This window comes from Chromobacterium alticapitis (assembly GCF_002924365.1).
Taxonomy (GTDB): Bacteria; Pseudomonadota; Gammaproteobacteria; order Burkholderiales; family Chromobacteriaceae; genus Chromobacterium; species Chromobacterium alticapitis.
This window is the reverse complement of record NZ_PQWB01000045.1, coordinates 1-13826: the sequence shown is the minus strand read 5'-3', so window position 1 is coordinate 13826 and position 13826 is coordinate 1. Positions and strand designations below refer to the sequence as shown.

The following is a 13826-nucleotide window of genomic DNA, read 5'->3' as shown; positions in this document are numbered from 1 at the left end:
GCGGGAGCGTTCGCGCCGGTTCGGCTCATGAGATGCGGAACCGCTCCACCATTTGCTGCAGGGTGGCGGAGAGCGTTTTGAGTTTTTCCACGGCCTGGGCCATCACCACGATGGAGGCCTCGTTCCGCTCCGTGACATGCACGATCTTTTCCATATTGTCCGCGATCAGATTGCTGGCCGAAGTTTGCTGGTCGGCCGCGGAGGCGATCTCCGTGACGTTCTGTCCCGCTTCGTGAGCGGCGCGGTTGATCTCGGACAGGGAGGACGCGGCTTTTTCTGCCAAGGCGACGCCTTGCTGGACAATGGCGTTGCTGTCTTCTATTCCGCCCACCACGGTCCGCGTTTCCGTCTGGATGGCGGCGATCATGCCGGTGATTTCCTGAGTGGCCGAGCTGGTGCGCTCCGCCAGCTTGCGCACTTCATCGGCCACCACGGCGAAGCCGCGGCCCTGCTCGCCGGCGCGGGCCGCCTCGATGGCGGCATTGAGCGCCAATAAGTTGGTCTGGTCCGCGATGTCGCGGATCGCGTCGGCTATGGTGCTGATCTGCGCCGAACGCTCGCCCAGCTGATGCACGACGCCGGACATGCGGGTGGAGGCCTGCGCCGCTTCGGAGATTCGGGACGCCGCTTGGCTGGCCACGGCGCCGCCTTCCTCCGACAGCCGGCTGGTCTTGTCGGAAATGTTCGCGGCATCATGCGTGCGGTCGGCCACATGGTTGATGCTGGTGACGATTTCCTCCACCGCCGCCGATGTCGAGGCCGCCAGATCGCTTTGCTGCGTCGAAGCCTGCTGGATTTGCCGCGCGGTGTCGGCCAACCTTTCGGCCTCCTCGCGCACCAGGCTGGCATCGTTGCGGATTTCGGCGATGATGCCGCGGACGTGCTCGATCAGGAAATTGAACGATTCCCCGATTTGTCCGAGCTCGTCGCGCGAATCCACGCGCGCGCGCAGCGTGAAGTCTCCCCGCGCTTCCACTTGCTCCACGGTGCGGGCGATTTCATGGACCGAGGTCGAGATGCGCCGCACGGTGGCCCAGGCGGTCAAGGCGATCAGGCACAGGCCGGCGGCGATGGCCAGGGCTACCGACCAGATGCCGTAGCGGATCTGGCCCGCCACTTCGTCGACGGGCACGGTGGTTTCGACCACGCCGCGCACGTCGCCTACCTTCCAGTCGCGCTTGGGGGAGTCCGGGCGGCTGTTGTGGCAAGCCACGCAGCCTTCCTGCATGCGGTCGGCCAGCGCATAGCGCGCATAGACATGCCCGTCCTTCTCCTGAAGGGTGAACTGCGGGGTTTGCGGGTCCCGCTCGAGTTGGGATAGGGCAAATTGCTCGAAATCGTCGTATTGCTCGTTTTTGCGGTTGGGGAAGGGGTAGCGGCTATACAGTCGGATGGCGGTGCCAGGGTGGTCTTTGGCGATGTTCTCGCCCAGCACCTTCACCAGCGTGGCGGGCAGCGGGAGGGTGTTGTCGGCGGCGTCGAAATCGAAATTGAGCTTCATGCCGGCCTTCTTGGCCCGCGATGCGATTTCCGCCGTGTAGAACTTGCGGAGATTGACAGTTTGCTGCACCAGCGTTCTGGCCGCGTTCAAGCCCGCGGCCTGCACGGTCTGGTCTTTGAGGTGCATCAGAATGGCGCCGGACGTGAACAAGACCGCCAGTCCGGCCAGCGCGATGGGCACCATCAGCCGTTGCGCCAGGCTGGAATGCCGGAAGAGCCGCATGGAGTCCCTCTCTTCTGCAGCGAGATGCTATCAAGTTAGTCCGCCATGCGGGGCGTTGCGGAAGTTTTCTGGCGATGCCGGGCGCGGATGCAAGAAAAAAGCCGCTGCGGGAGGCAGCGGCCTGGTTCGAGGCGAAAGAGAGCTTACGGACGCGCCACAGCCAGCGCGACGCCCATGCCGCCGCCTATGCACAGCGTGGCCAGACCCTTCTTGGCGTCGCGGCGCTGCATTTCATGCAGCAGGGTCACCAATACGCGGCAACCGGAGGCACCGATAGGGTGGCCCAGCGCGATGGCGCCGCCGTTGACGTTGACTTTGTCCGCGCCCCAGCCCAGTTCCTTGGCCACGCCCAGCGCCTGGGCGGCGAAGGCTTCGTTGGCTTCCACCAGGTCCAGGTCCTCCACCTTCCAGCCAGCCTTGGCTACCGCCTTGCGGGTGGCGGAAACCGGGCCGATGCCCATGATTTCCGGCTCGCAGCCGGTCAGCGCGTAGCCCTTGACGATGGCCAGCGGCTTCAGGCCCAGTTGATCCGCCTTCTGAGTGGACATCAGCAGCACGGCGGCGGCGCCGTCGTTGATGCCGGAGGCGTTGCCGGCGGTGACAGTGCCGTCCTTCTTGAAGGCGGCGCGCAGCTTGGCCAGGCCTTCGGCGCTGGCGTCATGCTTGATGAACTCGTCGGCGTCGAAAGCCACCGGGTCGCCCTTGCGTTGCGGTACCAGCACTGGAACGATTTCGTCCTGGAATTTGCCGGCCTTTTGCGCGGCGGCGGCGCGTTGTTGCGATTGCAGCGACAGCGCATCCTGCTCTTCGCGGCTGATGCCGTACTTGGCGGCCACGTTTTCGGCGGTGATGCCCATGTGGTAGGCATTGTAGGCGTCGGTCAGGCCATCGTTGACCATGGTGTCAACCAGCTGGGCGTTGCCCATGCGGAAACCGTCGCGCGAACCCGGCAGAATGTGCGGGGACAGCGACATGCTTTCCTGGCCGCCGGCGATGACGATGTCGGCATCGCCCGCCAGAATGGCTTGCACGCCCAGGTGAACAGCGCGCAGGCCGGAGCCGCATACCACGTTCAGCGTCGTGGCGGGGGTGGAGACCGGCAGGCCGGCCTTGATCAGCGCCTGACGCGCCGGATTCTGGCCGCTGCCGGCGGTGAGCACCTGGCCCAGGATCACTTCGCTGACGTCCTCCGGCTTGACGCCGGTCTTCTCCAGCAGCGCCTTGATCACGGTGGCGCCCAGTTCCGGCGCCGAGATCTTGGCCAGCGCGCCGCCAAAGCTGCCGATGGCGGTGCGTTGCGCTGCTACGATTGCGACTTCCATGTCTTTCTCCTTGAGCTTGCGGCCCGCCGCGGCGGGCCATGCCGCCCTTGATGGGCGAGGTTCGGGAACGAGTGGTTTCTTCTTATTGCAGGGTGGCGGCCACGCTGGGCATGGCCTTGGCCAATACGTAGCTGCCCGGAGCCGGAATCAGCGGCGGCAGTTCCTTGCTGCCCAAGGTCTTGGGCGTGGCCAGTTGCTTGCCGGATTGCGGGGCGAGCCAGGCGTCCCAGTCCTTCCACCAGCTGCCCGGGTGGCTTTGCGCGCCTTCCAGCCATTCTTCCGAATTGACCGGCAGCGTGTCGTGGGTCCAGTAGTTGCGCTTGTCCTTGGTCACCGGGTTGATGGAGCCGGCGATGTGGCCGGACGCGCCCAGCACGAAGCGGCGGCTAGGCGCGCCGCTCAGGTACTTCAGGCCGGAGTAGGCCGAGCTCCACAATACGATATGGTCTTCGCGGGCGGCGAACATATAGACCGGGATGTCGATCTTGGATATGTCGATGGGTACGCCGCACAGGGTGATGGCGCCGGGACGAACCAGGGCATTGTTGATGTAGAACTGGCGCAGCATGAAGGTATGCATGGGCAGGGGCAGGTCCACCGCGTCGTTGTTCCAGTACAGGAGATCGAACGGCGCCGGGGTCTTGCCCAGCAGGTAGTTGTTGACCACGTAGTTCCACACCAGATCATTCGCGCGCAGGCTGGCGAAAGTGCGGCCGATTTCCTTGCCGCTGATGATGCCGCCCGCCGCCGCCTTGGCTTCGCGGCTGGCCACCAGGGCCTCGTCGATGAAGAAGGAAATCTCGCCCGGCTCGGCGTGGTCTATCAGCGAGGTCATGAAGGTGGCGGAGTCGAAGTACTTCAGGCCCTTGGCCTGGGCCACGCACAGCGCGGTGGTCAGGATCACGCCGCCCACGCAGAAGCCCAGCGCGTTCATGGTTGGCTGCTTGGTGATCTTGCGCACCGCCTCGGCCGCGTCGAATACGCCCTTCTCGATATAGGTTTCCCAGGTGAAGTGCTTCATTTCGGCCACGGCCGAGCGCCAGCTGATCAGGAAGACGCGATAACCCTGGGCCACGAAGTGGCGCACCATGGAGTTATCCGGCTGCAGGTCCATCAGGTAGTACTTGTTGATGCAGGGTGGAACGATCAAGAGCGGCTTCTCGTACACTTTTTCCGTGGTGGGCGTGTACTGGATCAGCTCGATCAGCTCGTTGCGGAACACTACCTGGCCCGGCGTCGTTACCAGGTTCTTGCCGATTTCGAACTTGCTCTCGTCCGACATCGAGATGTGGCCCTTCTGGATGTCCTCCATCATGTTCTTCATGCCTTCGACCAGGCTCTCGCCGTGGGTCTCGATGGCGCGCTTGACCACATCAGGATTGGTCAGCATGAAGTTGCTGGGCGCCATCGCGTCGAGGTACTGGCGGGTGGCGAAGGACAGCTTGTCCTTGGCGGTTTCGTCGATCTGGGTCTTGTCCACCAGCTCCATCATCCATTTGGACGTTTGCAGATAGCTCTGCTTGAGGAAACTGTAGAACGGATGCTCGTCCCATTCCGGCGAGGAGAAGCGGCGGTCCGAAGCCGGCGCGGGCTTGGCCGGTTCGGCGAAGGGGTCATTGCTGGCGGACTGGCCCAGGAATTGGGTCCACAGTCCCAGTTGTTGCTGGTACAGGCTGGATTGCAGCTGCAGCAGTTGATTGGTCTGGCTCATCAATTGAGACCAGGCGCCGCCCAGGGGATGGGCCGATTCGGTTTGGCTTTGGCCTAGCGAAAGGGAATTGACAAACTGCTGCATCCATTGCTGGTTGGCCGCGGAAAGACCGGCAAAAAAATCTTCCAGCGAGGCGGTGTTATTCTGGGACAAGATGAATCTCCTGATACGTACTTAAATCGTGATCGAAGCCTGTCTGAATCTGTCTGTCTGGAATGCTGAGTCAAGCAGATGTACCTGCGAACTGTAACAGGATCGCATGACATTTTCACGCTGTCCGGCCGCGAAAGGCGATGGCTGGCGCGAAATGGACGGCTTCTGTTGTTGCAATGCACAAGCGTGTGGAAAACCCTGATGAGCCAAAGTATGGTTTTTGCATCTCGCTGTGGGATAATTGACCGGATAAGTCATGAGGAATTGCAATGGCAAGTGTAAAACTTGGTTTACAGCCTATCCGCGTAGGAAATATTTTCTGCATCGGCCGCAATTACGCGGCGCACGCGGCGGAATTGCGCAATCCGGTGGAAAATGAACCCTTGGTATTTCTGAAACCGACCTCAGCGCTGCTGGATGAATTCTCTTCTATTCGCCTGCCGGAATATTCCAGCGATGTCCATCATGAATGCGAGCTGGTGGCGCTGATAGGCAAGGGCGGCAGCGATATCGCGCCGGAACGCGCGCTGAGCCACGTTGCCGGTTACGGCATAGGCCTGGATTTGACCGCGAGGGACATTCAGAGCGAGGCCAAGCGCAAGGGCCATCCGTGGACCAAGGCCAAGGGTTTTCGCGGCGCGGCCTGCGTGTCCACGCTGGCGCCGGCTGCCAGCGTGGCCGATCCGCAGCGGCTGACCTTCGATCTGCGGGTCAACGGCCAGCTGCGGCAGCATGGCGATGCCGGCCTGATGCTGTTTTCGTTAGCCGAGCAGATCAGTTATTTATCCCGCGTTTACGGCTTGTCCGACGGCGATCTGATTTTCACCGGCACGCCGGAGGGCGTGGCGCGCATGGAATCCGGCGACGAGCTGGAATTGGAATTGCATGGCCTGATGTCGGCCAGTTGGAGGGTGGCGTGATGGCAGAGAAAGAACAGGATGACGGCAAGGTCCGCCTGGACAAGTGGCTGTGGGCGGCGCGCTTTTTCAAGACTCGCCAGCTGGCGCATGAGGCGCTGGAACTGGGCCGGGTGCTGGTCAACGGCGACCGGGTCAAGGCGTCCCGCGTGGTGAAGGAGGGCGACAAGCTGTTTCTGCGGCTAAATCAGCTGGAGTACAACGTGGAGGTGCTGCTGCTGGCTACCCAGCGCCGGCCGGCCAAGGAAGCTGTCCTGATGTACCGCGAAGACGAGGCGTCCATCTCCGCGCGCGAGGAAAGGGCATTGCTGCTCAAGGCGGAGCACGCCAGCTTTCCGCATGGCGAAGGCCGGCCTACCAAAAAGGCCAGGCGCGAGATATCGCGCTTCAAGTCCTCGTTTTAGCCGCGATGCGGCGCCGGCCCGGCTTGGCGCCGGGCTGAGTCAATAGAAAGACAATCCATGCAGTCGCTGTTGCCGTTCGCCGGGTTCTACTTCACCTATTTCACCTTCCAGGGCATGTTCAGTCCCTTCTGGGGTCTGTATCTGGAGTCCTTGTCATTCAGCGCCTGGCAGATTTCCATCCTGATGGCGCTGTCCACCTTTGCCCGGATCATCGCGCCGGGTTTCTGGGGCTGGCTGGCCGACAAGAGCGGCCGCCGCCGCAATATCATCGTCACCACCTCCGCATTGTCCGCCGCCAGCTTCTGCCTGGTGGGCTTGCACAATGGTTTTTGGTGGATCTTTGTCAGCATGGCGGTGTCGCACTTCTTTTGGGCGGCGGCGCTGCCACTGGTGGAGGCCAGCACCGCCTATCTCACGCGTTCGCATCCAGGCCGCTACAGCCGGGTGCGGGTTTGGGGGTCTATCGGTTTCGTCTGGCTGGCGCTGACTGGCGGCTATTTGCTGGACTGGCTGGGCATCGCGGCGACGCCGTGGATTGTTTCCGTCTTGCTGATCGGGGTGGCGCTGACGGCGTTCAAGGTGCCGGAGGTGAAGCTGGTCAGCCGCGGCAAGCCGGCGGGGCCGATCTGGGACACGCTGAAAAAGCCGGCGGTGATCGCGTTGTTCGCCTGTTGCTTTCTGCAGGCCTTTGCCCATGGTCCGTATTACACTTTTTACTCGCTGGGCTTGAAGCAGTTTGGCTATGACAAAGCTGCCGTTGGCGTGCTGTGGGCCTTGGGCGTGGTGTTTGAGGTGGGCGTGTTCATGCTGATGCCGCGCATCATGCGCCGCTTCGGCCTGGAAACGCTGATGCTGGTCTCGCTGCTGGCCGCGGTGCTGCGTTTCGGCCTCATCGCCGGCAGCCTGGCCGTGCCGGCGCTGGCCGCGGCGGCGCAAGCGTTGCATGCGCTGACTTACGCCCTGCATCATGCTTCGGCCGTGGGTTTGATCAATCGCATGTTCGACGAGCAGCACCATGGCCGGGCGCAGGGGCTGTACATCATCGCTTCATTTGGGCTGGGCGGCAGCGGCGGCGGCTTGGTGGGCGGGCTGGTGTGGCCGCACGGCGGCGTGTTGCCAACCTTCGCCATGTCCGCCGGCGCGGCCTTGATCGGCGTGTTGGTTTGCCTGCGCTGGCTGAGGCCCGCGCGGCTGGAATGCCAATGATGACGGCTGATGCGCCGCAGCAGGCGCTGGATGGGTACAAGCAGGCCTTGGCTACGCATGACTGGCGGCAGGTGGCGCCCTGGCTGCATGAGGATGCCTGCTTTGTGTTTTCCGACGGCACTTTCAGGGGAAAGGCGGCGGTGTGCGAAGCTATCCGCCAGACTTTTGAATGGATACGCGGCGAGGATTACCAGATCGCCAATCTGCAGTGGACGCACCGGGGGGCGGACTTCGCCGCCTGCGTCTATGACTTTCATTGGCGCGGATGGGTTGAGGGCGAGCAGGCGGAGGGGAGCGGCCGCGGCAGTTGCGCGCTGATCCGGGACGAGCAAGGCTGGCGGCTGCTGCAGGAGCACTTGGGGCCGCCGGCCGAGTCATAGCAGCATCACCAGCTTGAATTCAGGCGCATTGGCCGGCCTGAGCGTGATCTGTCGCTTGTGCAACAGGCCGAGCGCGGGGTGATGGAAGGCGCGCTCGCCGCCTTCGCGCTCCAATACGTCCTGCTGGCGCCACAGCCGGTCGAATTCTTCGCTGTCGCGGCGCAGCCGCTCCAGCATCTCCGCCGTTTCCGCGTCGTCCAGTTGCTGGCCCAAGTCGGCGCGCAACTCCGCCACGATGCGCCGCGCCCGCTCCGGCCAGTTGTCGATGAAAGTCCTCGCTTCGGGCGTCAGGAAGATGAAATCGAGCTGGCTGGCGCCAGGCTGGCCCAGCCAGTCGCAGAACAGTTCCGCCGCGGCGTGGTTCCAGGCCGCCGCCCGCCAGTGGCGGTCCAGCACATAGGCTGGAATGGCGATGTGCGGCAGCATTTGCGCCAGAATCTCCCGCGCTTGCGGATTGTCCTCTGCGCGCTTGTCTTTTGGGTTCTTCAAGCCCGCCAGATCAAACAGATAATCGGTTTCCGCGCCGGACAGCTGCAAGGCGGCGGCCAGGTTGCTTAGGGTGTGGGCCGATACCGACTCGGTCCGCCCCTGTTCCAGCCAGGTAAGCCAGGTGGGGCTGATGCCGGCCAGTTGCGCCACTTCTTCGCGGCGCAGGCCTTTGGCGCGGCGTCGCGCGCCTGCGGGCAGGCTGGCTTGCTGCGGCGTCAGCCGTTCGCGGTGGGTGCGTAGAAACGCGCCAAGCGGGCTGGCGGCGGTCGATTCCATATTCTTAATCCTATTGGTTTTTATACCAGTATAACGTCTTATCTTGTAACAGGATCAAAGCTGGTCAAAGATATGTGCAACGACGACCCGAGGAACCGCAATATGACCGCGAAAACCTTGTACGACAAACTGTGGAGCAGCCATGTGGTGCGCCAGGAAGCCGACGGCACCGCGCTGCTGTACATCGACCGCCATCTGGTGCACGAAGTGACCAGCCCGCAGGCCTTCGAAGGCCTGAAACTGGCCGGCCGCAAGCTGTGGCGCGTGGATTCAGTAGTATCCACGGCCGACCACAACACCCCGACCGACCACTGGGACCAAGGCATCCAGGACCCGATCTCGCGGCAGCAGGTGGAAACGCTGGACGCCAATATCAAGGCCTTTGGCGCGCTGGCTTACTTCCCGTTCAAGGACAAGGGCCAGGGCATCGTCCACGTGATGGGTCCGGAGCAGGGCGCCACGCTGCCGGGCATGACTGTGGTATGCGGCGACAGCCACACCTCCACCCACGGCGCCTTTGGCGCGCTGGCCCATGGCATCGGCACCTCCGAGGTGGAGCACGTGATGGCCACGCAGTGCCTGGTAGCCAAGAAGTCCAAGAACATGCTGGTGCGCGTCGACGGCCAACTGGGAGCGGGCGTCACCGCCAAGGATGTGGCGTTGGCCATTATCGGCAAGATCGGCACTGCTGGCGGCACTGGCTACGCGATAGAGTTTGGCGGCGAGGCTATCCGCGGCCTGAGCATGGAGGGCCGCATGACGCTGTGCAATATGGCGATCGAAGGCGGCGCGCGCTCCGGCCTGGTGGCGGTGGACGACAAAACCATCGAGTACGTGAAGGGACGCCCGTATGCGCCCAAGGCCGAGCAATGGGAGGCGGCTGCGGCCTATTGGCGCACCCTGCATTCCGACGATGGCGCGCATTTCGACGAAGTGATCGTCCTGCAGGCCGCCGACATCCAACCGCAGGTCACCTGGGGCACTTCGCCGGAAATGGTGACGGCGGTGGGCGGCAATGTGCCGAATCCGGCCCGCGAGAGCGACCCGGTGAAAAAAGCCGGCATCGAGCGCGCCTTGGCTTATATGGGCCTGGAGGCGGATACGCCGATAGCCCAGATTCCGGTGGATGTGGTGTTCATCGGCTCCTGTACCAACAGCCGCATCGAAGACCTGCGCGAAGCCGCCGCCGTGGCCAAGGGCCGCAGCAAGGCCGCCAGCGTCAAGCAGGTGCTGGTGGTGCCGGGCTCCGGCCTGGTCAAGGCCCAGGCCGAGGCCGAAGGGCTGGACAAAATCTTCGTCGCCGCCGGTTTCGAATGGCGCGAGCCGGGCTGCTCGATGTGCCTGGCGATGAACGCCGACCGTCTGTTGCCGGGCGAGCGCTGCGCCTCTACGTCGAACCGCAACTTCGAAGGCCGCCAGGGCCAGGGCGGACGCACCCATCTGGTGAGTCCGGCGATGGCGGCGGCGGCGGCGGTGGCCGGCCATTTCGTCGACGTGCGCGGCCTGGCCGCCAACTGAGCGCCGGCGGGGAGCCAATCCGGACGGAGAAGGTCTGACGAAAATGCATGGGATTGCTTAGAATGTCCCTTTTGTCAGACCGGCGGCCCGACTGCCCCCTAATGGAGCGCATCACATGAAAAAAGAGATGGTTTGTCTGAGCCTGGCCCTGCTGCTGGGCGGCTGCAACACCGTGCAAGGCATCAAGACCGACGCCAAGGAAGGCGGGCAGGCGGTGGGCCACGGTTTGCAGAAGGCTGGACAGGCGATCGGCAACGCGGTGGAAAAAGGCGGAGAAGCGATCAAGCGCACCGCCGAGTAACCCCGCGCCATCCTGAACAGGGAGCGCAATATGAAAGCATTCACCACCTTGCAGGGCCTGGTCTGTCCGCTGGACCGCGCCAATGTCGATACCGACGCCATCATCCCGAAGCAGTTTTTGAAGTCGATCAATCGGTCCGGCTTCGGCCCCAATCTGTTCGACGAATGGCGTTACCTGGATCACGGCGAGCCGGGCATGGACAACAGCCAGCGGCCGTTGAATCCGGACTTCGTGCTGAACCAGCCGCGCTACCACGGCGCGCAGGTGTTGTTGGCGCGCGAGAACTTCGGCTGCGGCTCCAGCCGCGAGCACGCGCCGTGGGCGCTGGACGATCAAGGCTTCCGCGCGGTGATCGCCCCCAGCTTTGCCGACATTTTCTTCAATAATTGCTACAAGAACGGCCTGCTGCCCATCGTGCTGGCGGCGGACATCGTCGACCAGCTGTTCCAGGAATGCGAGGCGGCTCCGGGCTACAGCTTGAAAGTGGACCTGGCGGCGCAGACGGTGTTCACCCCGTCCGGCCAGGCCTTTCTATTCGACATCACCGAGCACCGCAAGCATTGTCTCTTGGGCGGCCTGGATGAAATCGGCCTGACTTTGCAGCATGCGGACGAAATCAAGGCTTTCGAAGCCAAGCGACGCGCCGAGCAGCCCTGGCTGTTTGCTTGAGTCGATAACAATACTGGGCCGCACTCACGCGGTGGGTGCGTCCTGCGAAGGTGCCCGTTCCTCCTTGCATGAACCATTGGAAGAGCCACTCCATGCCCCACCGCCTTGCCGCATGCAGCTGCGGCCAGCTTACCGCTCAAGTAACCGGCGACCCGGTGCGCGTCTCCATCTGCCACTGCCTGGCCTGCCAGCGCCGCACCGGCAGCGTCTTTGGCCAGCAGGCACGCTTCTACCGCCAGGACGTGGCCATCGCCGGTGATTCCACCGCCTACGTCCGCGTGGGCGATGAAGGCTCGCGCGTCACATTCCACTTCTGCCCGGCTTGCGGCGCCACCGTGTATTACGAGCCGGAAGGACTGGATGAGTTTGTGGCGATACCGGTGGGCGCATTTGCCGATCCAGGCTTCCCGGCGCCGAGCGTTTCGGTTTATGAGGAGAGGAAGCATGGCTGGGTGGTGGTGCCGGAAGAAGCGGAGCATTTTTCCTGAGGCAAACCAGGCATCCTGGAATCCACAAACATTGTTGAGCGAGGCGCGGCATGGGGCAGCGTTATCAGGAGTTGCAGGACTCGCACCGCGAGTTCATCGCCGGACAAAGGCTGTTCTTCGTCGCCACCGCCATGGCGGATGGCCATGTCAATTTGTCGCCCAAGGGCATGGACTCGTTGAGGGTGCTGGGGCCGAGCCGGGTGGTTTGGCTGAACGTGACTGGCAGCGGCAATGAGACGGCCAGCCATGTCGAGCGCAGCCCGCGCATGACCTTGATGTTCTGCGCGTTTGAAGGCAAGCCGCTGATCCTGCGCCTGTATGGCCAGGCGAGGGCGGTGCACCGCGGCGATGAGGATTGGAATGGCTGCTATGGCCTGTTCGATCCCTTGCCGGGCGCGCGCCAGGTCTTCGTGCTGGACGTGGAGCTAGTGCAGGCTTCCTGCGGCATGTCGGTGCCTTACTATCAATACCAGGGCGAGCGGGAACAGTTGAACGACTGGGCTCGAGCCAAGGGCGAGCCGGGCATACGCGAGTATTGGCGAAACCGCAACGGCGTGAGCCTGGACGGCCGGCCAACCGGCATCGTCGAAAAAAGCGGGCTAGTCCAGTTGGACGAGGCGGATCAGGAATGAACGCAGAGGCAGGCTTGCCATGAACAGGCGCGGCTGGATGGCCTGGCTGCATCGTCACCCGCTGGCGGCTTTCTTGCTGCTGGGTCTGAGTTTTTTGCTGTTCGGCGCTGGCACCGTCAACCTGGCTCTGCTGCTGCAACTGAACTTGAAATTATGGCTGGATGCGGGCTGGCAGGCGGCCATGGACGGCGCGCTGCGCCAGCTGGGCGAGTTGCTGTTGTCCGGCTATGCCGCGATGGCGGCCTATATCGTGTTCAAATGTTGTGAAAAGGCGCTGGTGGAACATTTGACCCGGCGCGAAGAAGACAAACGGAAATAAGGAAGAAATCATGAAGATCGCCATTCTGCCGGGTGACGGCATCGGTCCGGAAATCATCGTCCAGGCCGAGCGCGTGCTGGACGTATTGCGCCGAGACGGTTTGAAGATGGAAACCGAGCATGCGCCGCTGGGCGGCGCAGCCTACGACCAGTACGGCGCTCCGTATCCGGAAGCCACGCAGAAATTGTGCCGCGAGGCCGACGCGGTGCTGCTGGGCGCGGTGGGCGGCCCGCAATACGACAAGCTGGAGCGTCCGCTGCGGCCGGAGCGCGGCCTCTTGGCCATCCGCAAGGACCTGGGGCTGTTCGCCAATCTGCGGCCGGCCATCCTGTATCCGGAACTGGCCAACGCGTCCACGCTGAAGCCGGAAGTGGTGGCCGGGCTGGATATCATGATCGTGCGCGAGCTGACCGGCGACATCTACTTCGGCCAGCCGCGCGGCATCGCTGTCAATGAGCTGGGCGAGCGCGAGGCCTACAACACCATGCGCTACAGCGAAAGCGAAGTGCGCCGCATCGCCCACGTCGCCTTCGGCATCGCCATGAAGCGCAATAAAAAGCTCTGTTCGGTGGACAAGGCCAATGTGTTGGAAACCACTGAGTTCTGGAAAGAGATCATGATGGACGTGGCGCGCGAGTATCCGCAGGTGGAGCTCAGCCACATGTACGTGGACAACGCCGCGATGCAGCTGGTGCGCAATCCCAAGCAGTTCGACGTGATGGTGACCGGCAACATCTTCGGCGACATCCTGTCCGACGAAGCCTCCATGCTGACCGGCTCCATCGGCATGCTGCCGTCGGCCTCGCTGGACCAGAACAACAAAGGCCTGTACGAGCCCAGCCACGGTTCCGCGCCGGACATCGCCGGCCAGAACCTGGCCAACCCGCTGGCCACCATCCTGTCCGCCGCCATGATGCTGCGTTACAGCTTCGGCCAAGAAGCCGCCGCGCAACGCGTGGAAAACGCCGTGAAAAAGGTGCTGGCGCAGGGCTACCGTACCGGCGACATCTTCGAAGCCGGCTGCGAAAAGGTCAGCTGCTCCGGCATGGGCGACGCGGTGGTGGCGGCGATGTAGGGCAATATCGCCGGTGTAAGCCTGTGGGAAGTAATGAAGCGGCGTGAGTCCTGGGGGACGCGCCGCTTCCGTATTTTTGAGCGAGGCGCTCAAACCTCTTTCTGGCTCTTGGCGCAGTCGAGATGGGCGTTTGATGATCGCTATGGCACTAGGGGCTGTTGACGTTTCACATAGGCAACCATAGGTATGCGCACGCCATGGCGACCACGCTCTCATAGTTGCACTTCAATTTGTCGTATCGGA

At 63.1% G+C, this 13826-nt stretch carries 15 protein-coding genes; 11 read left to right on the top strand and 4 right to left on the bottom strand.

What is annotated here, in order from left to right; all coding sequences use genetic code 11:
* Positions 1-25: 25 nt before the first annotated feature.
* From C2I19_RS11495 to C2I19_RS11485, 3 genes are all read right to left on the bottom strand, one after another.
* Positions 26-1723, bottom strand: coding sequence for a methyl-accepting chemotaxis protein (locus C2I19_RS11495; RefSeq protein ID WP_103902838.1), 1698 nt, complete (start codon positions 1721-1723; stop codon positions 26-28).
* Between the two features lie 143 nt (positions 1724-1866).
* Entirely contained in the window at positions 1867-3045 is a 1179-nt protein-coding gene (locus C2I19_RS11490) for an acetyl-CoA C-acetyltransferase (RefSeq protein ID WP_103902837.1), read from the bottom strand.
* 82 nt (positions 3046-3127) lie between these two features.
* On the bottom strand, positions 3128-4840 hold the full coding sequence (locus C2I19_RS11485) for a PHA/PHB synthase family protein (RefSeq protein ID WP_103902893.1): 1713 nt from the start codon (positions 4838-4840) through the stop codon (positions 3128-3130).
* Between the two features lie 338 nt (positions 4841-5178).
* Here C2I19_RS11485 and C2I19_RS11480 point away from each other — a divergent pair, with 338 nt between their 5' ends.
* From C2I19_RS11480 to C2I19_RS11465, 4 genes are read left to right on the top strand one after another with little or no spacing between them, the layout of a single operon-like run.
* Complete coding sequence (locus C2I19_RS11480; protein WP_103902836.1) at positions 5179-5829, top strand: fumarylacetoacetate hydrolase family protein; 651 nt, start codon at positions 5179-5181, stop codon at positions 5827-5829.
* Positions 5829-6230, top strand: a complete 402-nt coding sequence (locus C2I19_RS11475; protein ID WP_103902835.1) for an RNA-binding S4 domain-containing protein — start codon at positions 5829-5831, stop codon at positions 6228-6230. The genes C2I19_RS11480 and C2I19_RS11475 overlap by 1 nt, the downstream gene beginning before the upstream one ends.
* A 57-nt stretch (positions 6231-6287) precedes the next feature.
* On the top strand, positions 6288-7436 hold the full coding sequence (locus tag C2I19_RS11470) for an MFS transporter (RefSeq protein WP_103902834.1): 1149 nt from the start codon (positions 6288-6290) through the stop codon (positions 7434-7436).
* Entirely contained in the window at positions 7433-7816 is a 384-nt protein-coding gene (locus C2I19_RS11465; protein WP_158253700.1) for a nuclear transport factor 2 family protein, read from the top strand. Before C2I19_RS11470 ends, C2I19_RS11465 begins: the two co-directional genes overlap by 4 nt.
* Here C2I19_RS11465 and C2I19_RS11460 read toward each other — a convergent pair.
* Positions 7811-8581, bottom strand: a complete 771-nt coding sequence (locus C2I19_RS11460) for a helix-turn-helix transcriptional regulator (protein WP_103902832.1) — start codon at positions 8579-8581, stop codon at positions 7811-7813. The genes C2I19_RS11465 and C2I19_RS11460 overlap by 6 nt on opposite strands.
* Before the next feature lie 102 nt (positions 8582-8683).
* On the opposite strand from C2I19_RS11460, the gene leuC reads away from it, so the two are divergent.
* The 7 genes from leuC (at position 8684) to leuB (ending at position 13583) form a co-directional block, all read left to right on the top strand.
* The gene (leuC, locus tag C2I19_RS11455; protein WP_103902831.1) at positions 8684-10099 is read left to right on the top strand and encodes a 3-isopropylmalate dehydratase large subunit; all 1416 of its coding nucleotides are present in this window, start codon (positions 8684-8686) and stop codon (positions 10097-10099) included.
* 115 nt (positions 10100-10214) lie between these two features.
* Positions 10215-10400 (top strand): entericidin EcnAB, encoded by a 186-nt coding sequence (locus C2I19_RS11450; protein ID WP_103902830.1) that lies wholly within the window; start codon positions 10215-10217, stop codon positions 10398-10400.
* A 30-nt stretch (positions 10401-10430) separates the two neighbouring features.
* On the top strand, positions 10431-11069 hold the full coding sequence (gene leuD / locus C2I19_RS11445) for a 3-isopropylmalate dehydratase small subunit (protein ID WP_103902829.1): 639 nt from the start codon (positions 10431-10433) through the stop codon (positions 11067-11069).
* A gap of 92 nt (positions 11070-11161) precedes the next feature.
* Positions 11162-11557, top strand: coding sequence for a GFA family protein (locus C2I19_RS11440; RefSeq protein ID WP_103902828.1), 396 nt, complete (start codon positions 11162-11164; stop codon positions 11555-11557).
* A 50-nt stretch (positions 11558-11607) separates the two neighbouring features.
* A complete protein-coding gene (locus C2I19_RS11435) occupies positions 11608-12189 on the top strand; it encodes a pyridoxamine 5'-phosphate oxidase family protein (RefSeq protein WP_103902827.1) in 582 nt (193 codons plus the stop codon).
* 19 nt (positions 12190-12208) lie between these two features.
* Entirely contained in the window at positions 12209-12508 is a 300-nt protein-coding gene (locus tag C2I19_RS11430; protein WP_103902826.1) for a hypothetical protein, read from the top strand.
* Positions 12509-12518: 10 nt separating this feature from the next.
* Complete coding sequence (gene leuB, locus C2I19_RS11425) at positions 12519-13583, top strand: 3-isopropylmalate dehydrogenase (protein ID WP_103902825.1); 1065 nt, start codon at positions 12519-12521, stop codon at positions 13581-13583.
* The last annotated feature ends 243 nt before the right edge of the window (positions 13584-13826 follow it).

Bases quoted from the DNA above. Each gene is read 5' to 3' on its own strand.
- C2I19_RS11450 (WP_103902830.1), top strand. From the start codon at position 10,215: ATGAAAAAAGAGATGGTTTGTCTGAGCCTGGCCCTGCTGCTGGGCGGC.
- leuD (WP_103902829.1), top strand. From the start codon at position 10,431: ATGAAAGCATTCACCACCTTGCAGGGCCTGGTCTGTCCGCTGGACCGC.
- C2I19_RS11440 (WP_103902828.1), top strand. From the start codon at position 11,162: ATGCCCCACCGCCTTGCCGCATGCAGCTGCGGCCAGCTTACCGCTCAA.
- C2I19_RS11470 (WP_103902834.1), top strand. From the start codon at position 6,288: ATGCAGTCGCTGTTGCCGTTCGCCGGGTTCTACTTCACCTATTTCACC.
- C2I19_RS11430 (WP_103902826.1), top strand. From the start codon at position 12,209: ATGAACAGGCGCGGCTGGATGGCCTGGCTGCATCGTCACCCGCTGGCG.
- leuC (WP_103902831.1), top strand. From the start codon at position 8,684: ATGACCGCGAAAACCTTGTACGACAAACTGTGGAGCAGCCATGTGGTG.
- leuB (WP_103902825.1), top strand. From the start codon at position 12,519: ATGAAGATCGCCATTCTGCCGGGTGACGGCATCGGTCCGGAAATCATC.
- C2I19_RS11485 (WP_103902893.1), bottom strand. From the start codon at position 4,840: ATGCAGCAGTTTGTCAATTCCCTTTCGCTAGGCCAAAGCCAAACCGAA.
- C2I19_RS11460 (WP_103902832.1), bottom strand. From the start codon at position 8,581: ATGGAATCGACCGCCGCCAGCCCGCTTGGCGCGTTTCTACGCACCCAC.
- C2I19_RS11490 (WP_103902837.1), bottom strand. From the start codon at position 3,045: ATGGAAGTCGCAATCGTAGCAGCGCAACGCACCGCCATCGGCAGCTTT.
- C2I19_RS11465 (WP_158253700.1), top strand. From the start codon at position 7,433: ATGATGACGGCTGATGCGCCGCAGCAGGCGCTGGATGGGTACAAGCAG.
- C2I19_RS11495 (WP_103902838.1), bottom strand. From the start codon at position 1,723: ATGCGGCTCTTCCGGCATTCCAGCCTGGCGCAACGGCTGATGGTGCCC.
- C2I19_RS11480 (WP_103902836.1), top strand. From the start codon at position 5,179: ATGGCAAGTGTAAAACTTGGTTTACAGCCTATCCGCGTAGGAAATATT.
- C2I19_RS11435 (WP_103902827.1), top strand. From the start codon at position 11,608: ATGGGGCAGCGTTATCAGGAGTTGCAGGACTCGCACCGCGAGTTCATC.
- C2I19_RS11475 (WP_103902835.1), top strand. From the start codon at position 5,829: ATGGCAGAGAAAGAACAGGATGACGGCAAGGTCCGCCTGGACAAGTGG.